This is a genomic window from Vibrio sp. 10N.261.52.C11 (genome assembly GCF_041471405.1).
GTDB lineage: Bacteria > Pseudomonadota > Gammaproteobacteria > Enterobacterales > Vibrionaceae > Vibrio > Vibrio crassostreae_C.
The window spans coordinates 80,548-104,439 of the sequence record NZ_JBFROI010000007.1 but is presented as its reverse complement, the minus strand read 5'-3'; the positions used below and the strand labels follow the sequence as shown (position 1 = coordinate 104,439).

Below are 23,892 nucleotides of genomic sequence, written 5' to 3'. Positions count from 1 at the left end.
CGTTAGATTTTTTGATTGTAGAATAACTACTTATCGAAACTACTTGTCAAAAAAAGCTGCCTTGTTCTCAAGCCTTTTACCTACGCTATTTTTGAACACTTACTTACTGTGATTGGTATTAGCTTATATATCGACCAAGCCGGATATATATTTAGCAATTATTTTTGTGCGAAGCTGACAAGCTCACTGCAAAAGGCATCCGCTTCGGTCATAAACGGTGCATGCGAAGACTGGGTAAATATGTATTGCTCGGTATGAGGCAAGGCTGTGCCTAAGTCTTTCGCAACCTTGATTGGCACCAATCCATCTAATCGACCATACAAGCGTAGCATTGGTACTGAAATCTCAGGCAGTTGTTCACGCAGATCGACATCCGACAGCATCTTTAATCCTGCCAATAATGAGTCAGGGTTCGGCAACGGGCGAGACAGCACCGCTTGCTTGAGTTGTTTTACATCTTGCCTTGCTGAAGGGCTGCCCATGGCTTGCAATGCCATAAAGCGTTCGATGGTGGTTTGGAAATCTTCAACCAGTTGCTCGGTGAATGCGCTTAATACGTTGGGCTGAATGCCTCGCCATAACACGGGCTCTTTTGCAGCGGCGAATTTGGGAGAACTGGCGACAGTCACCAGCTTGCTCACGTAATCTGAGTGATGGAGAGCCATGTGCGTTGCGACCAAGCCTCCAAGTGACCAACCCACCCAAATCGCTTGCTTTGGTGCTTCGGCCAAAAGCTGCTGAGCAATCTCTTCAAGATCTTGAGCGTGGCAGTGCGCGCTGTGTCCATACCCTGGTAAATCGACAACATGCACTCGAAAATCAGCTTGTAATGCATTAACGGTTTGTTGCCATACCGCACCGTTCATTCCCCAGCCGTGAACCAGTACTAAATCAGGCCCTTGCCCAGAAACATGCCAATATAACGCGTCACTCATTCTCAATATTCCCTACTTTTTCCATCAGCGATAATCCGCGCTTTTCAGTATGGTGAGCAAAAGGAACACCATAACCCAAAAGCATCACGAGCTATGTTATCCGATTGGCTACAAAAACACACACCACGTCTGGTCACACCTCAATGCCACCTGTGCAAACTTGATAAACTGCCCAGTGATACACATCCTCGATGGTGCAATTCTTGTCTCAAACTCTTTCAGCCAGTACCACGCTGCCAACGATGTGGTTTAAAAACACTGCTCACAGTAGAGCAGTGCGGACAGTGCTTATCTCAACCTCCACCTTGGCATCGCCTCTACTGTGTCGGCGATTACACCTTCCCTACAGCAGGTTACATTCAGCAAATGAAGTACGCTGATAAGTTTTGGTTTGCACGTGATCTATCTAAGCTATTGGCATCACGTATCGAATATCCTGCTCCGCTGATCACCAGCGTGCCGCTGCATTGGCGTCGATATACTCATCGCGGCTTTAATCAAAGTAAGCTGCTAGCCGACTACACGGCTCAAGAGCTTGGCGTTGAAAGTGATGTGCTCTTTCGTCGAATTCGCTCAACGGCTTCCCAGCAGGGGCTGACTAAATCCGTACGATTACACAATCTAAAGAGCGCTTTTGCGCTGCGAAAACAAGACGTTCAAGGAACTATCCCCTCTCACATCGCGATAATTGATGATGTTGTAACCACCGGCAGTACTGTGTATCAATTATGCCAATTACTACTTGAAGTGGACGTTAAAAGGATTGATATTTACTGCATCTGCCGCACTCCTGAGCCCTCTGGATAAAAGCTGTGAATCACTACTTGTACAGCAATCCAACAAAAAAGGGCTGAATTACAAATCTGACAGGAGTAGAATGGCGCTAATAACCTACAAATCTACTCAGGTATTCGTCGTGTCAAATATTACTATTACAGAAACAGCTCAAACTCACTTTGCCAATCTGCTGTCACAGCAGCCTGAAGGTACAAACATTCGTGTGTTCGTGGTAAACCCGGGTACACAAAACGCAGAGTGTGGTGTTTCTTACTGCCCAACAGATGCTATCGAAGCGTCTGACACAGAGCTTAAATTCGAAGCTTTCTGTGCATACGTAGATGAGCTAAGCCTACCGTTCCTAGATGAAGCTGAAATTGACTTCGTTACTGACAAAATGGGCTCTCAGCTAACGCTTAAAGCACCAAACGCTAAGATGCGTAAAGTCGCAGACGATGCACCACTTGTAGAACGTGTTGAATACGCAATTCAAACACAAGTTAACCCACAACTTGCTGGTCACGGCGGTCACGTTAGCTTGGTAGAAATCACTGAAGACGGCGCAGCTATTGTAGCATTCGGTGGTGGTTGTAACGGTTGTTCTATGGTTGATGTAACGCTAAAAGAAGGCATCGAGAAAGAACTTCTTCAACAGTTTGAAGGTGAACTGACTGCTGTTCGTGATGCAACTGAGCACGATCGTGGTGAGCACTCTTACTACTAATCACTGATTTAGTGTTAGTTGTTATTTGAAAGGTTGATGCGCAAGCATCAACCTTTTTTGTTTTAGGGCTAAACAGATACGCTCGAACACGATCTCACTATGCTCTTGTATTCCCGAACGAAATAACCCGAATTCTCGGTTGGTTACCATCTTGAGTAAGGTATTCAAGTGATCGCAATCGGTTCCTGCTCTAATAATTCTAGGATATGAAAACTCGGATCTAGGAACTCAACGTCATTTCCCCTATATTAGAATGACTTTATAAGAAAGAATTCCAATGAGCTAAGGAGCGAGCGCAATGACAAAAAGGACCAAGCCAGAGATTTTGGCTCAGCAAACTGTCGCTCAATCAAAACTATTCTCTATCGAGTCTCTCGATTTACGCTTTTCAAACGGCGAACAGCGCACTTACGAACGCATGAAGCCTAGTGGCCGCAACGCAGTAATGATGGTTCCGATTACTGAACAAGGCGACATTCTATTGGTGCGTGAATACGCAGCGGGCACAGAACGCTATGAACTGGGCTTTCCGAAAGGGCTTATCGATCCAGGTGAGCAGCCAAACGAAGCCGCCGTTCGCGAACTCAAAGAAGAGATAGGCTTCGGTGCCAACAAGCTTACTCCGCTGAAGGAAGTGATCCTTGCACCCTCTTACTTCTCTAGCAAAATGACGCTGTTTATTGCAGAAGACCTCTACCCAGAAAAGCTAGAAGGTGATGAGCCAGAGCCTCTCGATATTGTGCGCTGGCCACTTGCTCAAGCCGAAGAACTGTTAACACATCTCGATTTCTGTGAGGCTCGGAGTATTACAGCCCTGCTTTTAAGCCTTCGTGTATTAAACAATAACTAGAACATTCAGGCTCGCTCTAAGAGTAAGAGAACATTTATGCCAATAACAAAAGATTTGTCTCACCTCCTACCCTCTGTCATTGAGATTGCTCGCTCTGCTGGTCAACTCATCTTAGAGATCTACGAGAAAAAGGATTACGAAGAGTTCATTAAGAGTGATGACACTCCAGTAACCAGTGCCGATCTTGCAGCACATAAGCTGATATTAAAAAAACTCAGTGAATTGACGCCTGATATTCCCGTATTATCCGAAGAAGACGCCGACATCAGCCTAGAGCAACGCTCTCAATGGGATCGCTACTGGTTAGTTGACCCACTGGACGGCACCCAGGAGTTCATCGCACGAAGTGGTGATTTCGCGACAATTATCGCCCTAATCGAGCATAACAAGCCAGTGATGGGCGTGGTATACGCACCCGTTTCAGGTGTGAGCTATTACGCTTACAGTGGCAAAGGCGCTTGGAAGATCCCAGACCTTAATGACAGCGTGAAAATCAAAACGCATCGTCACGAGCTGCCAAACCAGTCAATCGCCATGGCGATCAGCCGTCGCCAGGACATCAATCGCATCACTAGCCGTATGAGCTCAGCATGGAATTATGATTTGGTTCCTCTAGGCTCAGCAGCGCTTAAGGCCTGTTTAGTCGCAGAAGGCGCTGTGGATTGTTATCTGCGCCTTGGACCAACCGGAGAGTGGGATACCGCCGCAACGCAGTGCATTGTTGAAGAAGCTGGCGGACGTATCTTAAGTACTCAACTAGAACCGCTTTCGTACAATGAAAGAGAAACGCTAGAAAACCCGAACTTCATTGTACTCGGTGATGCAGATTTACCGTGGGTAGAAATTTTGCAAGGCAAAGACTAGGCGAGTTTGCTCCCTTTAACTGTCAGATATCCTCTAGATTCTCAGAACAAACAAAACGGGCACCTCAGTGAGGTGCCCGTTTTTTATATCTCGTAATTTAGTGACCCTTAGCCGTTTAGCTAAAAACGACCTTGATAAGTAAACTGGTACTTACCTTGGCTATCAGGATTACCCAACCATTTAAGCTGATTTTGCATCGTTGGCGGGAATTCAACACCCGGTTTAAACCACGCTGCAGATGTGTAGCGCTGGTTAGATGTTAGACTCGCTGAGAACTCACTGTCTACTTGAGTGCTCTTCTGAACGCCTTTGGCTGCAATTGTACTGTCTTCACAGGTTATGTCCGCAATCACAGGACCAAGGTCTAATGAACCAACAGGTGAATCGACTGCAGCACCAGACCAAGCCACAGTACCTTCACCAGACTGACACCAAGGTTGAGCATGAACCGCATGCTTGATCATCAGCTCAACCTTTCCACCAATTGAAACCGGGACTGGAATGGCTGGAGCATATTTCATCACGTTAGCAGCGGGCATTGATGCGACTAAGTTTTCCGCATACGCACCACTCATGCTGTACCCAACACGCCCTTTTCCTGACAAGTTCATGTCGCTATTACGACCAAAACGAACCGCTAATTCAGCTTTGGCTTGGAAGAGTTTAGAGAACTGAAAGTCCCACTGTACTGAACCGTAATTAACACGCTGCCAGGCGATATTATTGGCGCTGCCCTGCCAAACCGTTCCTTCAACACCTTCAATATTCAAGCCACGCACAGCCGGTGCATGTTTGAGTACAAAAGAGGCCGGTAGATGCAGCAACAGACTAACCGAGAAAAAGACAATAAAGATGCCGCCAAAAAGTAAACCTAACTTCAAAGATAAACCGCGTTTCACATTAACCTCGTTTAAACTGTAGTCGGTTGACCTCAATAACCCCTGGGTTATCGGAGCGATCAATGTCCATAAACTCAACCTCCACACCCTGTTTTTCTTTCAGGTATGTTAGCCAGTCAACGAACTTATTAAAAGGCACAGGTTTTACCCACACTTGCAACATTTCGCCACGTGGTTGCACGCGTATTAGCTCGATATTAAAGCGACGCATAGAAGCTGGCACAGATTGATTCAGAGGTTGACTGGCACTAATGCCGCCACTGCCTCGTAGTTCAACCACTTCATTGGCTTTATTGGTTACCCAAGCCAGTAGTTGCTTCTCGCTTTGAATGCGGGTCTGCGCAAGTTCAGCTCGCTGACTGAGTGGCTGGATTAGCCCCCAATAAACGACACCGACCACCAATAGAATTGAGCAACCAATCACTAGTCGTTGCTCTCTTTGACTTATTGAAGTCCACCACGCTTGGAGTGGCTCAATCATATTTCTCATCACTGATCTCCTTACGCAGGTTATTGATGGGGTTTAAGAGTAAAGCTGCCAAATACGGCATCACCATTACGATTCAATGGCCCTTGCTCAACGGTAAACTTCTCTTCAAGTTTCACTCGCGCAGTCTCGAAATATTGGAAGTCAGTACTTTTCGCTTCCAATCTCACCTCTGAGCGGTTGCCGTCGTAGCGAATACTATTCACTTCGATGGCTTTCACTTGTCCTAAAGTTTCTGGCAGTAACGCTAGCCATCCAAGTAAGGAATCACCATCACCCGAGCCACCATACTTCTTAGCTTCATCGTTCATCTGGCGCTTAAGGTAGCTGACCGTCGGAATACGCTGTTTACCAGGCAGCACCGCTCTAAAGATACGTTCACTCTCCGTTCGGTACGCTTCGGCTTGTGCTTCGTACTGCTGAACCTTTAAGGCTTGCTGAGTGACGATCACCGCCACCAGCAAACAAGCTGCGATCGCTACTTTTTGCCATACACGCCAGTACTTACTGAATGAAGATTTGGTTTTAAAGGTGCCAGTCAGTAAGTTTACGCCACTTGTAATGGCTTGTTGGCTCAGTAAAGACATCACCAGTTCAGCAGGTTTAGCTTGCCACTCAATGCCACTTTGCAGTTGAACGTCATCACTTGGCAGTGCGGTGTAGCTAAAAATCGTTGGTGATTGCTCTTCGTCATCTAAGGCAACCCAATCGCTTTGTAAGAACATCGCTAGCCACGCCTCATTGATCGACACTGCTTGATAGTTGCTTTGACGCAATAACCAATGTTGGTCGATCTGCAGCGCACTGATGCCTTGATCTTCTAAAGGCAACGCTAAGGTATCAGGCAATACTTTACGAAAGATAATGTTCGCTTCGCGGAAAGTATCCAGCGCCTGCTTAAGCCAATCACGTTCCACACCACACACTGTCGCGTGCGTTGCGTCTTTCTCTAAAATAGTCAGGTGTAAGTCTTCGATATCTTGTGCGACTTCGTCTTCTAATAAAAACGGCAGCATAGAATCGAACTGGCGAGCAGCACCTTTCGGGATCTCAACACGCTTAATTAAGCATTCACTTCCCGGCAATAAAGCGATACAGCTGCGCTTTTCAGCGTAAGGCGTTAACTCGTCAAGCTGATCCCAGCTAGACAGTTCACCGCTTGCTATCACTTCTTGTTGGCTTGTCGACCAAACTAACCACTGCACAGGGCTTTGTGGTTCGCTACTCAGTCGAACGGTCAGAAACTCGCTCACTGATTCCTCCAAAACGACGGCGTACTACCGTCACTGTTTCTCGATTACTACTATAGAAAAGCGTCCGTATACGTACACGTGACTGCTCAACTAATACCTCTGCATCTAGCTCAAAATAGGCGCTATCTACAGTTAAATATGCTTTCGCTTTTTTGCTGACTTCGGCACTCACACCCACAATAGCAGGCTCAGCCATAAACGCATCCACCGTATCCCAACCATCGAATGGGCGTTTGTCTATCAGCTGTTTGGCATCCGATTCACTTAAGCCGGGGGCAAACATCGCTTCCAATAACGGCGCCTGCTTTTCCGTAAGAGTATTCACATTCAAACGGAAATCGTCGCTCGGCAGAGCACAAACAAAGGGGCGAACCTTATTCATCACCTCACCAGTGACTTGATAAACCGAGCGTAGCTCGGACTCATCGGCCATTAAGCCATTCGCTGCCAAATAAGATGGCTTCATCGCCTCATAAGTACTGTCTTCTACACCAGCTGAAGAGGTGGTTCGGGTATCACTATCAACAAATTCCCAGCTTGAATGTGCAATAACCTCGGCCTGATAAGACTCAACATCTTGGTTTTCCAACAAGGTTTGCCAAACCGTAATTAAATAAGGTGTTTGGTTACTTGAAGTCGTCGCCACACCAGCCAACGCATTGAGATTAAAACATGCCTGAGCATCAACAATACGGCCTTTAACTTGACCATAATCCAACGGGTATACCTGTTCTTCTAACGCCCATGGTTGACTCAAGTTGACGGTATCACTGTCTTTGTAGCTTTGCCTAATGCCGTCTTGCACCAGCGCTTCGACACCAATGCTGTACCAGTAAGCCTGTTGGTAATTCAGTTGATTGCCCACGCGCTTAAATTGAGTAAACAGGCGTTCCGACATACTGCCTGCGATGGTTGCCATTATCGCCAGTAGCATCAGGATAATGATCAGCGCAACACCTCGCTGCTTGCGCCCCATGGCAGACCTTGTCAGTGCAAACTTATTAGTTCGATGAGTCATTATTCCCCTCATTACTACTTGAAGAGTCACTGTTTGAAGAATCATCGGCCTGATCTAGCGTGCCACCAGGGGTGAGATAAATACGCTCTATCTCACCATAATCTTTCAAGGTTAGCTTTAACCTTACCGCTTTCGGTAGCGATTTGTCGGCTTGCCACTCTTTCCCCCAGCGGCTTCCGTCATAAAACTCGAATTCCAAGCTTTCAACATCATCAAGCAAAGGCGTAATCACACCTTCTTGTCCTGCAGGAGTATCGGGGTAGCGCCACCACACACGCTCAAGCGTTTCTTCTTTAATGCGGTAACCCACTTTGGTGACTTCTCCGCGAGGAAACTGCTGCTGTGGGTTATGCCAGCCAAGGCGAGTAAACATGATGCCAACGCTGTCGGAATCCAGTAAATACTCTTTAATTAAGATCAGCTTAGATGATGCTTCTTCACCGTTGGTACGAAATTGTCGCACCGCCATCTGGCGAAAATCATTATCTAAAATGACTAAGCTACGTTGCAGTTGATTTAAACGAGCACTGCGCTCGATTGAAAGCTCGTTGCTGCGCTGAACCTGATTTACTACCTGATAAGCCGCCATGCTTAACGTGGCAAAGATAGCGATCGAGACCAAAACCTCAATTAAGGTAAAGCCTCTCCCTTTCGAAGATAGTCCTTGTTTACGAGGCACACGCTTATTGGCGGACATGCTCTTACTTAGCGACTTGCTCTGAGCTAACGACACGCTTTTACTTGACCACATAGCTGCGCACCGTGACCACTGGAGAAGCTTGTTTACTGGTTGCCACACTCACATCAAACGCCTTTAATAAATCATCGCTAGTATCGATTGGCGTGACCTTCCAAAACCACTCTCTCTCGGCCAACTCTTGTGTGCCCTGCGCTTTTTTTAGCTTCTCAGGATGCAGCATCACCAAAGCCATTTGATTATCAACGACCATAGCCGCGAAGGTTTTTTCTTCGAGATAACTGAGGGTATTGATGTGCTGAGTAACAGCACGAATCACACTGATCGCCGCAGTCGCAAAGATAGCGAGCGCAACCAATACCTCTAGCAGCGTCATTCCTCGAGAACCAAGGGGCATACCACGAAAACGATAAGGAGAACGGTTATTCCTCTTCATCTTCTTCTCCCGGTTCTAGCAGTCGAATCACACCATTGTCCAATACTCGAATACGCCAACCATCTTGTATGGTGTCTCCGGTATTTGGATAAAACGACAATACAAATGGCGTCATTTCAGCACTCGACAAGATGTAGATCTGTGGTGGTTTCGGCTTCTTTTCCTCTTCAAGATCAGCAAACATATCTTCATCAAACAAGCTTCCTGGGTTGAACAACCGATCATCGTCTTCCCATGCGCCACCACCTAAGGTCAGTGACAATGCGAGTTCTTCCGGTAGTTCAGTTAAAGAGGGGATTTTTTCAAAATCGACTTCTTGCCAGCCTTCAGACTTAAGCGCCATCAGTACATAGGTCGATTTCTTTTCATCAACTCGAACGCCAAAATCTAAGCCGCTCAAAATAGCCTCTTCATTGAGTAATTGAACTCGCTGATAAAAGCTTTGAGCGTATTTTTTAGCAACATCTTTGCTATTGGTAGGAATGGTCGCGATCACCGCAACCGCCGTTACTGACAGTAGTACCAACACCAAGAGAATCTCAATCAAGGTGAAACCTGGCTGTGTTTGCTTAGTTTTCACCTTTAGACTCCATCTGTTTACGTCCTACCATCAATAACGTATCAAGCATCAATAACGTATCAAGCATCAATAACGTATCAAACAATAAGCTGAAGCTTATTGGAAATCCTGCATGTTCCAGTTGCCGATATCCGCCGCAATACCTTCACCACCTTCTTGGCCATCAGCACCAAGAGTGAAAATATCAATAGTGCCGTTATCACCAGGGCTTAGGTATTGGTACTCGTTACCCCATGGGTCGTTTGGCAGACGCTTGATGTAGCCACCGTCGCGGTAGTTACGAGGCTCTGGGCTGCTTGGCTTAGAAACCAATGCATCAAGACCTTGATCCGTTGTTGGGTAAACGCTGTTATCCAGTTTGTACATATCTAGCGCGTTCTCTAGCGCCACAATATCAGTGATGGCTTTTTGTTGGTCAGCCTTCTCTTTGTTACCCAATAGGTTAGGTACAACAAAGCTCGCCAATACGCCAAGGATAACCACAACAACCATCACTTCTAATAGGGTAAAGCCTGATTGTTTCTTCATTCTGTTTTTCATTATTTTCTCCAAATTACAGACAGCGAGTTGAAGGTAATAATGTCCTTCTTCTCGTTAATCCAAAAACTAACGTCTTATGAGCAGTTGATTAACCACTCATCAAATTATTCATTTCAAGCATCGGCATCAGAGTCGCCATCACAATGAACAGCACTAAGCCTGCCATCAAAGCGATAAGTGCTGGCGTAAAGATACCTAACGCGATATTCACGGTCGATTCAAAGCTTTGATCCTGGTTATCTGCCGCTCTTGTTAGCATTTGCTCTAACTGACCACTCTGCTCACCACTGGCGATCATATGCAGCATCATTGGAGGGAAGAGTTTGGTTTGATCGAGCGCTTTACGCAGGCTTGCCCCTTCTCTAACACTGTCTGACGCCTGCAGTACTTGTTGCTTCACATGGTGATTCGACATTACATCAACCGCAACCTTCATCCCCTCAAGGATAGGAATCGCACTCGAGGTACAGATAGAGAGTGTTCGTGCAAAACGAGAGGTATTAATTCCTTTCGCGATCTTGCCGATCAGTGGAATGCTTAATAGCTTGCGATCCCAACTCATGCGAACACCCGGCTTTTTCAGAGCGGTCTTAATCAACACAATCACACCGATGATCAACAACAGTAATTGGATGCCCCAATTCTGGATAAATTCACTCGATGCCAATAAAAATTGTGTCGATTGAGGAAGTTCTTGGCCCATTTGGATAATCGGTTCAACGATCTTAGGTACCACGGTTGCCAGCAGGAACGAAACAATCGTCACCGCAAACACCACCAGCACCACAGGGTAGATCATCGCTTGCAGCAACTTAGAGCGCATCTTCTGACGGTTTTCTGCGTAATCAGCCAGTCGCTCCAATACCGCATCTAAGTGACCCGATTTCTCACCAGCCGCGACCATGGCTCTAAACAGTTCATCAAAGATATGTGGGTAATCAGCCAAGCTATCGGCTAGCGAATAACCTTCCGTTACCTTCGAACGAACCGCCAGTAACATGGTTCGAATACGTGGCTTTTCAGATTGCTCCGCCACGGCTTTCAAGCACTCTTCTAGCGGCATGCCTGATTGCACCAAGGTGGAAATTTGGCGAGTAATCAAAGCAAGGTCTGGCGTGCTGATACCACGCTTAAAGCTGGTCGAAGGCTGTGCACCTTTCGTCGTTTTAGCTTTAGCTTCGGTCATCTCAACCGGCATCAAGCCTTGTTCTTTGATTCTTTGGCGAGCCTGACGAGCGTTATCCGCTTCAATCGAGCCTTTTTTACTTTTGCCTTTGGCATCCAGTGCTTTGTATTCAAATGCCGCCATACTAGACTTCCTTGGTCACTCGCATCACTTCTTCTAGGGACGTTACCCCTTTCAGAACTTTGCTCAAGCCATCATCTCGAATACTTGGTGTTGTGCCACGAATTGCTTTCTCAATCGCCTGTTCACCAGCCTCACTGTGAATCAGCTCTTGTACCGAATCGTCAATCATCAATAGCTCATGAATACCAGTACGGCCTCGATAGCCTTTGTGACTGCAGCTTTCACACCCTTTGGCATGGTAAAGCGTTAGGCTGTCTTTCTTCTTCAACCCAAACAGTTTTTTCTGTTCTTTATCCGCTTCGTAAGGTTCTTTACAGTCGTTACACAGGGTGCGAACCAAGCGCTGAGCCAAAACACCCAGCAGCGAAGAAGAGATCAAGAAGGGTTCGATGCCCATATCACGCAGACGCGTAATTGCACCGATTGCCGTATTGGTGTGAAGGGTCGACATCACTAAGTGACCGGTCAAAGAGGCTTGAACAGCGATCTCTGCGGTCTCTAAGTCACGTATCTCACCAATCATTACCACATCGGGATCTTGACGAAGAATCGCACGTAAACCACGCGCAAAGGTCATATCAACCTTAGGGTTCACTTGTGTTTGACCAATGCCATCGATATCGAATTCGATCGGGTCTTCAACGGTTAAAATGTTTCGTTCATTGCTGTTGAGTTCTTGCAGGCCTGCGTACAGGGTCGTCGATTTACCTGAACCTGTCGGGCCGGTCACCAAGATAATGCCGTGTGGGCGCTGAATCAGCTTACGGAAGTTTTCATGGTTTTCTGCTGTCATACCTAAACTGTGCAAGTCTAGACGAGTGGCGTTTTTGTCCAACAGACGCATTACCACACGCTCACCGTGCGAAGAAGGCATGGTTGAAACACGAACATCAACCGCTCGGCCACCAATACGCAAAGAAATACGACCATCTTGTGGCACGCGTTTTTCCGCAATATCCAATTTAGCCATAACCTTTACACGTGACACGAGCAGCGGAGCCAGTTTACGGCTCGGCGCCAACACATCACGTAACACACCATCAATACGGAAACGGATCGACAGTGATTTCTCAAAGGTTTCGATGTGTATATCCGAAGCACCCTCTTTGATCGCCTCACCCAGCATCGCATTGATTAACTTGATGATTGGTGCATCATCTTCTGATTCAAGTAAGTCTTCGTCTTGAGGCAGTTCTTCCGCTAGTGAGAAGAAATCATCACTATCAGCACCAATGTCTTCCATGAGCTGACGAGCTTCCGACGAGTCACGCTGATAAGCATCGGTCAGTTTTTTATCAAACTCATCGAGAGTAATCGCTTGTGGCGTGAAACCATTTTTCACAAAACGACTCACTTCAATGATCGCCGCCGATTTCAGTGGCTCAACATAATAAAGTATCGGTGCGCGCTCTGGATGTTGATACTCCAACACCATCTTATAGCGATTCGCAAAGCTAAACGGCAAGCGCTGATAAGTACGTGCCGCCCCTACCAATTCAGCCATTATTCTGTTTCCATCTGATCAATGAAGGCTTGAAGTTCAGCCGGGTAATTCATGCTTTCGCCAAATTTAGGCAATACCGGGATGTTATCGTCTGCCATTAATTTCAGTCCTTGCTCAGCCTTGTACAACTGCTCAGCACGGATGAAGTTGTATTTACGCTGCGTGATACCATCGGCTGTCATACCATCACGAATAATGGTTGGTTTGATGAAGACCATTAGGTTCTTTTTCTCAACCTGAGTACTGGTTGATTTGAACAGGTGTCCTAGAACAGGGATATCGCCCAAGAACGGCACCTTAGATTCACTTTCCAGCGCTCGCTCGTCAATCAAGCCACCCAGCACCAGCATTTGACCGTCTTGAACAATCACTGACGTATTTAGCTGACGCTTAGCAAAACGAACATCTACTGCCCCGTTTGCGCCTAATACGTTCGATACTTCTTGTTCTATTTGCAGCTGAACTGAGTCACCTTCATTGATTTGTGGCACGACTTTTAGCTTGATACCCACTTCTTTACGTTCAACCGTTTGGAATGGGTTATCGTTACTTGAGCCTGCGGTCGAGCCAGTTAAAACAGGCACCTCTTCGCCCACAATGAACGACGCTTCGCCGTTATCCATCACGGTGATACTTGGAGAAGATAGGATATTTGAATTTGAATCGGTCGCTACTGCACTGATCAAGGCAGTCCAGTCACCCATCACTACGCTCATTGCCGCGCCATTAACGCCAGAAAGAGCAGAAGCTAACGTTGAGTAGTCACCGGATTCTGTGGTCGTTTCATTACGCAAAAAGGCGCCATTATCATCATAGACTGCGGTGGTCGTTTCAGTGTCTTTCGCTTCTTCTAAACCAACCATTACGCCACCGATTGACGCACCTGTGTTGCCATACTGAATCACAGCACCAGTATCAAGGTTACCCCATTGCACACCAAGGTTAATGCCATCACCCTCTGCCATCTCGACAATTAGGGCTTCAATCAATACTTGAGCACGACGAATATCCAACTGTGCGATCACATCTTGAAGCGCATTCATGATGTCCGGTTGTGCGGTAATCACCAACGAGTTGGTATCACTGTGAGCGGAGATCATCACTTGGTTACGTTGCGATGAGCTGCCTTTGGTTGAAGATTGCTTTTCTGATTGCAGGTTGTCCGACACGCCTTTCAGCACATCGACTAAATCTTCTGCTTTGGCGTATTTAAGGTAAATTACTTGGTTGTTGCCCTTGGTTGCCATTTCCACATCAAGCTGTTCAATCAACCTTCTTAAACGGCTACGTACCTTAGGGTCACCTGAGATAAGAATCGCATTGGTACGTTCATCGGCAACTAATTTAGGTTGTAGAAATGCAGGTGTGTTTTTCGCATCAGTGGTTTTGCTTAACGCATCAACGATACGTACCATTTCTGCCGCAGAAGCATTCTTTAGCTCAACGACTTCAATCTCTTTATCACCCGCTTGGTCAACACGCTTGATGATTTCAGCTAAACGGTTTACTACCGCCGCTCGGCCTGTAATAAGGATGATGTTGGCTGGGTCGTAGTGCACAACGTTACCCGCGCCTGCATTGTCGTTTAGTTGACGAAGCAGAGGAGAAAGTTCACGCACCGAGACATTACGAACCGTCACAACACGTGTCACCACGTTGTCGCCTTTGATCGTATCACTGTCTCCAACGACTGGAATTGCCGATGTTTTCGAATCCTTGGCTTTGATGATCTTAAGAACACCCGAGTCCATTTCAACGACCGCGTAGCCATACACCTCTAATACGTTTAAGAAGAAGCTGTAATATTGCTCTTCATTGAGTACGTCATAACTGCGCACATCAATTTTCCCGCGTACCGAAGGGTCAACGATGATGGTCTTCTCTAAGTTGCGGCCAACAATATTAATAAACTCTTGAATGTCAGTGCCCTTAAAGCTGGCACTAAAATCACTCGCGATGGCTGCGGGTGTGCAGATCAAGCTTCCTGCCAATAACCATGCACTTTTCTTAAACCAATGCTTCACGTACTTCTCCTACACTTTCGTCCTTCGTTAGACGCAAAGTTTTAAAATTCAATAAACACTTCATGTTGTTGACCATCTCTCTCGACCACCAGATTTAGCTCTGTTAGTTCTGAGATGGAACGGAATATGTTGCCCATAGCAGCAGGGTCTGTCAGGTCTTGTCCATTTAACTGAGTGGCAATATCTCCGTTTTGGAGCCCAACAGAGTTAAAAAGTTCTGAATCTTTGCCAGGGCTCACACGATAACCAATCACTTTATCGTCACGCTTCACCTGAGACAGTCGAACATATTGGAAGATTTGTTGTGGATCTTGCATTATCTTCGCTTTAATTTCGTCTAGCTTCTCTTCTTCGGAAGCGGGGTTATTGCCACGAACAGAAGAAGTGGTACGAGGTGGCGCAGGTGCTGATACCGCTAAACGCTTGTACTCAATACCTTCAAGCATCAAGGTTTCGTCTCGTCCTGAGTTATCAATGATAACGCGGTCGATTAATACCGCTTTTAACTTGGCTCGAGTGCCTTCAATCTCTTCATTAATTCCGTAGGTCGCTTGCGTGCCGCGATTGGCGATCACCGCTAAGCTCAGTTTTGGATTCGAGCTCGCGACTGCACCCACTAAAACGAGGTTTAATCGCGTCTTAGGCGCATCTTGGATAACTTGCTGTTCAACCACAGCGGGCGTGCTTGGGTTGTAAGCACCAAACATGTTGCTCTGCTGCAAAGAAGAGATATCAAGGGTCGATTGAGGTGCTGAAGACGATGAAGCCGTTGCTGTCCAAGGCGCGATAGTTTGCTCAGCAGGTTCGATAAACCATACAAGCTGCCCTAAGATCCATGCGGAAGCTGCAATCAATACACAACAGGTCGCTAAGCTTAGTTTCTGCTGAAGTACAAATCCATTCTCTAATAAGCGGCTCAACATAGGAGAATTCCCTACGCGATTTTTGAGCTCTAAAAAGTTCACTTTCCTAGTCCCTTTTCATGACGACAAACGCTGCAAATCATTAAACTTTCAGCTTTTTTATTCATTCGTTCGATACCAAGCTTATTTAAGCAATAAGATCCTGAACTATATCATAGCAAATCGATAAATCGGCATAACATGGCTATTTTGTATTATGACTTGAAAAAAATGCCAACCGCCTCCACTTTAAGCTTCTACTTAATGTGATAAGCATCATCAAAAACATGTTGCGCACTGTTCGTTACAGTTAAACCGCATTCATTTCTAACTGAAAAGGCACTGTCCTATATGAAAACGACTAATGAAGCTGTCAGACTCGATAAATGGTTGTGGGCAGCACGCTTTTATAAAACTCGTTCAATTGCTCGCAACATGGTCGATGGTGGCAAAGTCCACTATAATGGTCAGCGCAGTAAACCCAGCAAAATCGTAGAACTTGGGGCAGTGGTTACCCTGCGCCAAGGGAATGAAGAAAAGACGGTCACCATAGAGAAAATATCCGCACACCGCGGCGGGGCGCCAGTCGCTCAAACCCTCTATGAAGAAACCACCGAAAGCTTGGCAAAAAGAGAAGAGTTTGCACAACAACGCAAGCTAAATGCTCATAGCCCAGCACCAGAACGTCGCCCAGATAAAAAGCAACGTCGTGACATCATCAAGTTCAAGACTCAATAAGCTAGAAGGAATAGCCAAATGGCAGACCCAATGTCTACAAGTAATGTTTTAAATCGCTACCTATTTGAAGACCTATCAGTACGTGGTGAATTGGTACAGATGGACGAAGCGTACCAACAGATTATTTCTAGCAAGGAATACCCAGCTCCAGTACAAAAGCTGTTGGGTGAGCTACTGGTTTCAACGACGCTACTAACGGCGACCCTAAAGTTTGAAGGTTCTATCACGATGCAGCTGCAAGGTGACGGCCCAGTATCTCTAGCAGTTATCAATGGCGATCACGATCAGAAGATCCGTGGTGTTGCTCGCTTTGAAGGCGATATCGCAGACGACGCAGGTCTACACGCCCTAATGGGTAAAGGTCATCTAGTGATCACTATCGATCCTAAGAAAGGTGAGCGTTACCAAGGTATCGTTGGTCTTGAAGGTGACACGCTTGCACAAGTGCTTGAAGGCTACTTCGCTAACTCTGAACAGCTTAAGACTCGTCTATGGCTGCGCACTGGCGAGCATGAAGGCAAAGCACACGCTGCAGGTATGTTGCTACAAGTAATGCCTGACGGCACCGGTACTCCAGACGACTTCGAGCACCTAGAGCAACTAACAGACACCGTGAAAAACGAAGAGCTATTCACTCTAGAAGCGAACGAACTGCTTTACCGTTTGTACAACCAAGAGAAAGTACAGCTATTCACACCACAACCGGTTGAGTTCTTCTGTGGCTGTTCACGCGATCGAAGTGCAGCAGCAATCATTACTGTTGCTCAAGAAGAGATCTACGACATCCTAAGCACCGAAGGAAGCGTTGGTCTACACTGCGATTACTGTGGCACAAACTACTCGTTCGACAAGAATGATGTTGATGCACTGTACGCAGAAGCAGCAGATAAAGGCAGCAATACGGTTCATTAATTTACGGCGTACCAAAAACACGTAATTTACCCCAAAAAGGTCAGCCCTCAGCTGGCCTTTTTTGTGATCAAAATAGCGCAAACTCCGTAACATCTCGTAATAAAATCACCGCTTAATTTTAATCAATTAATAATGTTCTCGCCCCTAGCGCAAAGGTTTGCGTACAGGATAGACTAGTTGGGCCAATATGTGACGAGACGCTTAAAACCCCATGGCTAATATGGATATTTTTTGAGCTATATCCCTGTTTCCCCCGAGTCTCGTTGCTAGCATGGTGAGCAGATAACAATAAAAAATTAATACAAAATCCCTACAAAATATCCTACAAGGAGCACCTATGACCGTTATGGAACATACAAAGGCTGCACAAATTGATCTAACTAAGCACGGACTGACTGGCGTTACTGAAGTTCTTCGTAATCCTAGCTACGAGCAGTTATTCGTTGAAGAAACACTGCCAGGTTTGGAAGGCTACGAAAAAGGCGTAGTAACGGAACTAGGCTCTGTTGCGGTAGACACTGGTATCTTTACTGGCCGCTCACCAAAAGATAAGTACATTGTTAAAGATGACACGACCCGCGATACCATGTGGTGGTCAGATCAAGGCAAAAATGACAACAAACCGATTACAACTGAAGTATGGAATGAGCTGAAAGAGCTTGTGACAACTCAGCTATCTGGCAAGCGCCTGTTTGTCATCGACGGTTATTGTGGTGCTAACCCTGATACGCGCTTAAGCGTGCGTATTATCACTGAAGTAGCGTGGCAAGCGCACTTCGTTAAGAACATGTTCATTCGTCCAACTGACGAAGAGCTAGCAACGTTCGAACCTGATTTCGTGGTAATGAACGGTGCTAAAACAACTAACCCTAACTGGGAAAAGCAGGGTCTAAACTCTGAAAACTTCGTTGCTTTCAACCTAACAGAGCGCGTTCAAATTATCGGTGGTACTTGGTACGGCGGTGAGATGAAGAAAGGCATGTTCGCAATGATGAACTACCTGCTTCCTCTGCAAGGCATTGCTTCAATGCACTGTAGTGCAAACGTCGGCGAGAAAGGCGATGTAGCCATCTTCTTCGGTCTATCTGGTACAGGTAAAACTACGCTTTCAACCGATCCTAAGCGTGAGCTAATCGGTGATGATGAGCACGGTTGGGATGACGATGGTATCTTCAACTTCGAAGGTGGTTGTTACGCGAAGACGATTCGTCTATCTAAAGAAGCAGAACCTGAAATCTACAATGCAATCCGTCGTGATGCACTACTAGAAAACGTAACAGTTCGTGGTGATGGTTCTATCGATTTTGATGACGGTTCAAAAACTGAGAACACTCGTGTTTCTTACCCGATTCACCACATCGATAACATCGTTAAACCAGTATCAAAAGCCGGTCACGCTCAAAAGGTTATCTTCCTGACTGCTGATGCATTCGGTGTACTGCCACCCGTTTCTAAACTGACTCCAGAGCAAACGAAGTACCACTTCCTATCTGGCTTCACTGCAAAACTAGCGGGCACTGAGCGTGGTATTACTGAGCCAACGCCAACGTTCTCTGCTGCATTTGGTGCGGCATTCTTAACTCTCCACCCAACTCAGTACGCTGAAGTGCTTGTGAAGCGTATGGAAGCAGCTGGCGCTGAAGCTTACCTAGTGAACACAGGTTGGAACGGTACTGGTAAACGTATCTCTATCCAAGATACGCGAGGCATCATCGACGCTATCCTAGATGGCTCAATCGACAACGCTGAAACTAAGGTTATCCCTATGTTTAACCTAGAAGTACCGCTAGCGTTGCACGACGTAGATCCTACGATTCTTGACCCGCGTGATACGTACACTGATCCATTGCAGTGGGAAAGCAAAGCGAAAGATCTAGCAGAGCGCTTCATCAACAACTTTGACAAGTACACAGATAACGCTGAAGGTAAGTCACTGGTTGCAGCTGGTCCTCAACTGGACTAATCCAACCATCTGCTCGGGCTTAGCCAAAAGCAAACGCCCAATTTAAAATGATATTTTTGTAGCAAGCCCCTCTTTTGAGGGGCTTTTTTGTTGATGCTTGACCCTTTTTGTTCCACTCTGTTTTAAGACTATTGAAATTTAAGGCTTTCAGGGAATGAAAAAGGTATTCATGGTGTTCGGCATTGTGTTGGCTATCGCCGTTGCAACTATCGCAGCGCTGCTATTAAGCCTGCAGACCCAATACCGTGCGGATGTTGCCAACTTTTTTATCAAACATACGATTGAACAACCTGTATTCATTGAAGATGTTGAGTATCAGGCGCCTTATCACATCACCTTAATGGGCATTACCCAAAGCCAACCAGAAAAGCAAACACCTCTGTATATCGACAAGATCGATCTTTGGTTCAGCCCCAGCTCGATGACAGAGGCCAAACTGGTCTTTGAATCTGTTTTGATCAGCGGCCTACAATTAGAGGCAGACGATCTAAAAACACTGACTTCTTTATTTACCCAACCAAACATCAAGCTCCACCAGCTGGCCATCAACAATCTCGACTTTTCGACGCCAGAGTTTAATGCGCGAGGCATCGACCTACAGATCTCCGCCCCAACGTGGAACAACGATAACTCGCTGCTACCTTATGGAAAAACCCAACTCTCTGCCTCACAACTGTATTGGCAAGGTGAGGCATTCGATAATCTGTTGATTGACCTAGACTTAAAACCTAGCGACAGCACCCTTTATGGTGCTTCGTTTGACTGGCGTGGCGCCAAGATTTCTGGGCAAGCTGAACAATATCAACAAGATTGGTCGTTGGTGAATGTGACCGTCGATGGCTTACGACTCAATCAGAAGCAGACCCAAAACCTACTAAGCAAAGAATGGGATGTGGCAGGTATTCAGATCAATCACATCAATAGCTTAGATATTCTACGCAGCGACGTAGAGTGGCAAGATGGGCACCTCGCTGCCTTTGATGCCTCACTAGAAAATATCCAACTGCCTTTTGAAATCTGGAAACAACAGAAAGCCATTTTTTCTCTGCAAGCTGAAGGAGTGACCATTGATGATGACATGTTCATCGAGCCAAGCCTCAAGCTCAATCTAGAAACAAACCAGATTCTGATTGAAGATTTCTATACTCAATTCCTGCAAGGCACTGTTCAGCTCAATGGCGAAGTCACCCCTAGCAGCATTGAATTAGCGCAACTCGACCTACAAGGCATCAAGTGGATTACCGAAAACCAAGATAGCCCTCTAGTCGCAGCTCGACTAATACCTTGGCTTACACAAATCCAGAACGTCGAGATTAACCGACTTAATATAGAACGCAGCCAACTTATCCAACTAGCACAAACGCCTTACTGGCAGGTCTCTGGATTACATGTCGAGGGGCATCAAGTTCAACTGCTGCAAGATAGAAAACTGGGCTTATGGCAAGGGAAGCTGATGGCGAGCGCCAATGATGCCAGCTACCAAAATATTCTCAGCGCACAGCCCGTGGTTGAGATGAATAGCGAACAAGGAAAATGGACGCTGACTCGTCTGTTTGCACCACTCAGGAATGGCTACATTGAAGCCAATGCAACGCTCGATTTTAACCAAATCAGCAAGCCATGGAGCTTAGATATTTCTGCCGATGGGTTACCCATTGCGCCTATGCTGCAGCGACTTGAATTACCACTCGATGCAACCGGCTATGGCGAGTTTGAACTTCAAGCCGCAGGTTTATATGGCGACTCACTGATGCTCGGTTACTCAACCACAGGGCAACTCACTGGCAGCGTTCGCCAGGGTGTGATGACCTTTAATGACAAGCTTTCTGAAACATCGACTGATAACGTGTTTGAAATTCCAGAGCTTAATGCGCATTTTGACCGTGGGCGCTTCACTCTCGAACCGATGCATATTATTGGTGCATCATCAGCAGAGCAAGGCGAACAAAGGGTTCAAACGCTCAATGGCGAGGCTTCTGGAGAACTCGACTTGCTTAAAGCTGAGCAACACACCCTCTCGATTACCCTATCGGACCCATGCCATCAAATCTCAGGAAAGCTCACCCAAGCTGAGTATTCGGAGATTAACGACTGCCAACAAAAAAACGCCACTCCTCAGGAGTAGCGCCTTGTATCTTTAATCTGTATCTGTTAGCCAGTGTCAGCTATACGTTTACGTTGGAGTCTGTTGATAATCGCTTTTTGTAGTCAGGGATCAGCATATAGGTTCCCGTAAACTCTACCGCTTCCACATCGCCGCTATGAATGGTCACGTGAATGATGATACGTGCCTTTCTTCCTGACGCAAGGCGGTCCAAGTCACCACTGATCCCATCCAATGAAGTAGAGGCAACAGGGTTTTGCTCAACCGGGTGACGATAACGAATATTACTGTCTGCCAGCACGATATCACCGGTCAGCCCGCGTTCTTTCATCAATAACCAAGTCATCCCCCAACCAGTTAAGGTCGCTAAGGTAAAGGCAGAGCCTGCAAACATGGTATTATGCGGGTTCAAGTTGGGATTCAGCTGAGCACTACACTCAAATTGGTAACCCGTGTATTGGTTGATCTTGATGCCCATCTTGTCACTGATCGGGATCTGATGTTCCCAGCGCTGCTGAAGCTCATTACACCACTCAGGCTTACGCAGAACGTCTGCCATTGGGTCAAGATGCTTAACCATCTGTTGGTGACGCACAGGGCCACGTTGATCGTTAATCTCACCGCGACGTTCAAATTCATTCTTCTCATAGAATGAGATCGCATCTTCACGTGCATTACACACCAAGCGCTTAGCACCCTCTTGGCGAGCCAATGACTCAAGTGCGACTAGAATCAACGAACCCATGCCTTTACTTTGGCGAGATTTCTTCACCGCCATATAGCGGATCTGACCTTCCAGATCTGGGGTGATATACAGACGACCAATCGCCATCGGGCGACCACGACCATCAACAATCATGCGATGGTGACTCATTGGGTCATATTCATCGCGCTCAGAACCTACCGGCATTCGCCAAGGTTCACGGAGCATCTGCCAACGAAAATGGTAATACTTGTTTAGCTGATTTTCGGTGGTTGGTGTTATGAGTTTAAACATGCTTATTCCTTTAAGCCTAAACCTGCAGCCAGAATGTCACTGGGCCATCATTAACCAAAGACACTTTCATGTCGGCTGCGAATCGGCCACGTTCCGTTGGTAACACTGATTCACACTGGTCAGAGAAATAGTTATAAAGACGCTCAGCATCTTCTGGGTGAGCACCACGAGAGAACCCTGCTCGAGTCCCTTTCTTGGTATCGGCCGGCAGAGTGAATTGAGACACCACTAATACCTTACCTTCTACTTGCTTCACGTTGAGGTTCATTTTATCGTCTTCGTCTCCAAAGACACGATAAGTGGTCACTCGTTCCATCAAACGTTTGGCTTTGGCTTCGTCGTCACCTTTTTCTACGCCTAACAAAACTAATAAGCCTTGTTCAATCTCACCAACTACTTCGCCATCAACACGGACGGCAGCTTCACTTACTCTCTGGATCAGTGCTATCACTGTTGTTTCCTTGCTCTGTGATTTTGTCTTTATCCGACGAGTGTACCATTTCTTTCGAGTCACTCCACTGTTCCTGCTCACCCAATGCAGCGGTCACCTCAGCACCCACCAGCACAATCAACCAGCACAAATAAACCCAGACAAAAAGAATTGGTATTGCCGCCAATGCGCCATAAATCAACTGGTAAGAAGGGAATTGAGTAATGTAGGCCGCGAAGCCTTTCTTACTGAGTTCGAACAACAGAGCCGCCACTAGAGAACCTGCAGCCGCATGAGAAAAGTGTATCTTTTTGTTGGGAACCAACAGGTACAGACCGAAAAACGCAAAGAAAGAGAGAATCAAAGGCAGTTTGCGAATTACGGTATTAAAGGCGCCAGATACGACTTCATTTTGTAGCAGACTGAGCGATGTCACATACGAAGTGGCAGCAATACTCGCCCCAACCAAGATCGGCCCAAGTGTTAGCACCATCCAGTACATTGAGAACGACAATACCGCACGTCGCTTCTCATTAACACGCCAGATGTAGTTTAGGTTCTTATCGATATTCGAGATCAACATCAGTGCCGCAATGAACAAGAACACACTACCGACCGCCGTCATCTTACCCGTGTTGGCAACAAACTCGAGCAAGGCACCGTGCACCGCATCTCCTGACGCTGGAACAAAGTTGATAATAACGAAGTTTTGAATCACGATACCAACATCAGCAAAGATGGAAAATGATGACAAGATAGAGAGCAGAACCGTCAACATCGGTACGATCGAGAGCAAAGTAATGTACGCCAAGTAGCCCGCATTCACGTTGACTCTATCGTGCGTCATTCGCGCCAAAAGATAGCGAGAAAACTGAATACTGAGTGTGGCGACCTTTTTTATCTTCAACTTGTAACTCCCTTGTAACTCGTTCATAGTCCTAATTAATAT

The 23,892-nt window shown here is 46.4% G+C and carries 24 protein-coding genes; 8 read left to right on the top strand and 16 right to left on the bottom strand.

Going from position 1 to position 23,892, the window contains the following annotated elements; all coding sequences use genetic code 11:
- Nucleotides 1-158 precede the first annotated feature (158 nt).
- A complete protein-coding gene (gene bioH, locus AB4323_RS02015; RefSeq protein ID WP_017063077.1) occupies nt 159-935 on the bottom strand; it encodes a pimeloyl-ACP methyl ester esterase BioH in 777 nt (258 codons plus the stop codon).
- A gap of 93 nt (nt 936-1,028) precedes the next feature.
- Here bioH and AB4323_RS02010 point away from each other — a divergent pair, with 93 nt between their 5' ends.
- The 4 genes from AB4323_RS02010 to cysQ all read left to right on the top strand — a co-directional run bounded on the left by AB4323_RS02010 (nt 1,029) and on the right by cysQ (nt 4,150).
- Complete coding sequence (locus AB4323_RS02010; RefSeq protein WP_372151478.1) at nt 1,029-1,742, top strand: ComF family protein; 714 nt, start codon at nt 1,029-1,031, stop codon at nt 1,740-1,742.
- Between the two features lie 109 nt (nt 1,743-1,851).
- Nucleotides 1,852-2,436 carry a Fe-S biogenesis protein NfuA gene (gene nfuA, locus AB4323_RS02005; RefSeq protein ID WP_102332663.1) on the top strand — a complete coding sequence of 195 codons (585 nt, stop codon included), beginning with the start codon at nt 1,852-1,854 and terminating at the stop codon, nt 2,434-2,436.
- 298 nt (nt 2,437-2,734) lie between these two features.
- On the top strand, nt 2,735-3,286 hold the full coding sequence (nudE, locus tag AB4323_RS02000) for an ADP compounds hydrolase NudE (RefSeq protein WP_019826462.1): 552 nt from the start codon (nt 2,735-2,737) through the stop codon (nt 3,284-3,286).
- A gap of 36 nt (nt 3,287-3,322) precedes the next feature.
- Complete coding sequence (gene cysQ / locus AB4323_RS01995; RefSeq protein WP_017062477.1) at nt 3,323-4,150, top strand: 3'(2'),5'-bisphosphate nucleotidase CysQ; 828 nt, start codon at nt 3,323-3,325, stop codon at nt 4,148-4,150.
- A gap of 119 nt (nt 4,151-4,269) precedes the next feature.
- Here cysQ and AB4323_RS01990 read toward each other — a convergent pair whose 3' ends face one another.
- From AB4323_RS01990 to gspC, 12 genes are all read right to left on the bottom strand, one after another.
- Nucleotides 4,270-5,049 carry a type II secretion system protein N gene (locus AB4323_RS01990; protein WP_372058093.1) on the bottom strand — a complete coding sequence of 260 codons (780 nt, stop codon included), beginning with the start codon at nt 5,047-5,049 and terminating at the stop codon, nt 4,270-4,272.
- A 1-nt stretch (nt 5,050) separates the two neighbouring features.
- Nucleotides 5,051-5,539, bottom strand: a complete 489-nt coding sequence (locus tag AB4323_RS01985) for a type II secretion system protein M (RefSeq protein ID WP_102332602.1) — start codon at nt 5,537-5,539, stop codon at nt 5,051-5,053.
- Nucleotides 5,540-5,559: 20 nt separating this feature from the next.
- Nucleotides 5,560-6,789 (bottom strand): type II secretion system protein GspL, encoded by a 1,230-nt coding sequence (gspL, locus tag AB4323_RS01980; RefSeq protein ID WP_102332601.1) that lies wholly within the window; start codon nt 6,787-6,789, stop codon nt 5,560-5,562.
- Nucleotides 6,758-7,807, bottom strand: a complete 1,050-nt coding sequence (gene gspK / locus AB4323_RS01975) for a type II secretion system minor pseudopilin GspK (RefSeq protein WP_372151476.1) — start codon at nt 7,805-7,807, stop codon at nt 6,758-6,760. The genes gspL and gspK overlap by 32 nt, the downstream gene beginning before the upstream one ends.
- A complete protein-coding gene (gspJ, locus tag AB4323_RS01970) occupies nt 7,791-8,558 on the bottom strand; it encodes a type II secretion system minor pseudopilin GspJ (protein ID WP_017063073.1) in 768 nt (255 codons plus the stop codon). Before gspJ ends, gspK begins: the two co-directional genes overlap by 17 nt.
- Nucleotides 8,545-8,940, bottom strand: a complete 396-nt coding sequence (gspI, locus tag AB4323_RS01965; RefSeq protein WP_017062483.1) for a type II secretion system minor pseudopilin GspI — start codon at nt 8,938-8,940, stop codon at nt 8,545-8,547. The genes gspJ and gspI overlap by 14 nt, the downstream gene beginning before the upstream one ends.
- Nucleotides 8,927-9,520 carry a type II secretion system minor pseudopilin GspH gene (gene gspH / locus AB4323_RS01960; RefSeq protein ID WP_017062484.1) on the bottom strand — a complete coding sequence of 198 codons (594 nt, stop codon included), beginning with the start codon at nt 9,518-9,520 and terminating at the stop codon, nt 8,927-8,929. The genes gspI and gspH overlap by 14 nt, the downstream gene beginning before the upstream one ends.
- A 96-nt stretch (nt 9,521-9,616) precedes the next feature.
- A complete protein-coding gene (gene gspG, locus AB4323_RS01955) occupies nt 9,617-10,060 on the bottom strand; it encodes a type II secretion system major pseudopilin GspG (protein ID WP_017062485.1) in 444 nt (147 codons plus the stop codon).
- An 88-nt stretch (nt 10,061-10,148) separates the two neighbouring features.
- On the bottom strand, nt 10,149-11,369 hold the full coding sequence (gspF, locus tag AB4323_RS01950; protein WP_017070113.1) for a type II secretion system inner membrane protein GspF: 1,221 nt from the start codon (nt 11,367-11,369) through the stop codon (nt 10,149-10,151).
- Between the two features lies 1 nt (nt 11,370).
- Nucleotides 11,371-12,873 carry a type II secretion system ATPase GspE gene (gene gspE, locus AB4323_RS01945; RefSeq protein ID WP_372151474.1) on the bottom strand — a complete coding sequence of 501 codons (1,503 nt, stop codon included), beginning with the start codon at nt 12,871-12,873 and terminating at the stop codon, nt 11,371-11,373.
- Entirely contained in the window at nt 12,873-14,897 is a 2,025-nt protein-coding gene (gspD, locus tag AB4323_RS01940) for a type II secretion system secretin GspD (RefSeq protein WP_102332599.1), read from the bottom strand. Before gspD ends, gspE begins: the two co-directional genes overlap by 1 nt.
- Before the next feature lie 41 nt (nt 14,898-14,938).
- The gene (gene gspC / locus AB4323_RS01935; RefSeq protein WP_372151473.1) at nt 14,939-15,820 is read right to left on the bottom strand and encodes a type II secretion system protein GspC; all 882 of its coding nucleotides are present in this window, start codon (nt 15,818-15,820) and stop codon (nt 14,939-14,941) included.
- Nucleotides 15,821-16,150: 330 nt separating this feature from the next.
- Between gspC and hslR the strand changes: the two genes are divergently transcribed.
- The 4 genes from hslR (at nt 16,151) to AB4323_RS01915 (ending at nt 21,537) form a co-directional block, all read left to right on the top strand.
- Entirely contained in the window at nt 16,151-16,537 is a 387-nt protein-coding gene (gene hslR / locus AB4323_RS01930) for a ribosome-associated heat shock protein Hsp15 (protein ID WP_017090220.1), read from the top strand.
- A gap of 18 nt (nt 16,538-16,555) precedes the next feature.
- Nucleotides 16,556-17,449, top strand: coding sequence for an Hsp33 family molecular chaperone HslO (gene hslO, locus AB4323_RS01925; RefSeq protein ID WP_017063067.1), 894 nt, complete (start codon nt 16,556-16,558; stop codon nt 17,447-17,449).
- 337 nt (nt 17,450-17,786) lie between these two features.
- The gene (gene pckA, locus AB4323_RS01920) at nt 17,787-19,412 is read left to right on the top strand and encodes a phosphoenolpyruvate carboxykinase (ATP) (protein ID WP_229648021.1); all 1,626 of its coding nucleotides are present in this window, start codon (nt 17,787-17,789) and stop codon (nt 19,410-19,412) included.
- A gap of 154 nt (nt 19,413-19,566) precedes the next feature.
- Nucleotides 19,567-21,537 (top strand): AsmA family protein, encoded by a 1,971-nt coding sequence (locus tag AB4323_RS01915; RefSeq protein ID WP_229648022.1) that lies wholly within the window; start codon nt 19,567-19,569, stop codon nt 21,535-21,537.
- 40 nt (nt 21,538-21,577) lie between these two features.
- Here AB4323_RS01915 and AB4323_RS01910 read toward each other — a convergent pair whose 3' ends face one another.
- The 3 genes from AB4323_RS01910 to AB4323_RS01900 are packed head-to-tail and all read right to left on the bottom strand — an operon-like array spanning nt 21,578 to nt 23,877.
- Nucleotides 21,578-22,513 (bottom strand): bifunctional GNAT family N-acetyltransferase/hotdog fold thioesterase, encoded by a 936-nt coding sequence (locus tag AB4323_RS01910; RefSeq protein WP_017065806.1) that lies wholly within the window; start codon nt 22,511-22,513, stop codon nt 21,578-21,580.
- 16 nt (nt 22,514-22,529) lie between these two features.
- A complete protein-coding gene (gene dtd / locus AB4323_RS01905) occupies nt 22,530-22,964 on the bottom strand; it encodes a D-aminoacyl-tRNA deacylase (RefSeq protein ID WP_004735590.1) in 435 nt (144 codons plus the stop codon).
- Nucleotides 22,936-23,877, bottom strand: coding sequence for a virulence factor BrkB family protein (locus AB4323_RS01900; RefSeq protein ID WP_032546762.1), 942 nt, complete (start codon nt 23,875-23,877; stop codon nt 22,936-22,938). The genes dtd and AB4323_RS01900 overlap by 29 nt, the downstream gene beginning before the upstream one ends.
- Nucleotides 23,878-23,892: the final 15 nt, after the last annotated feature.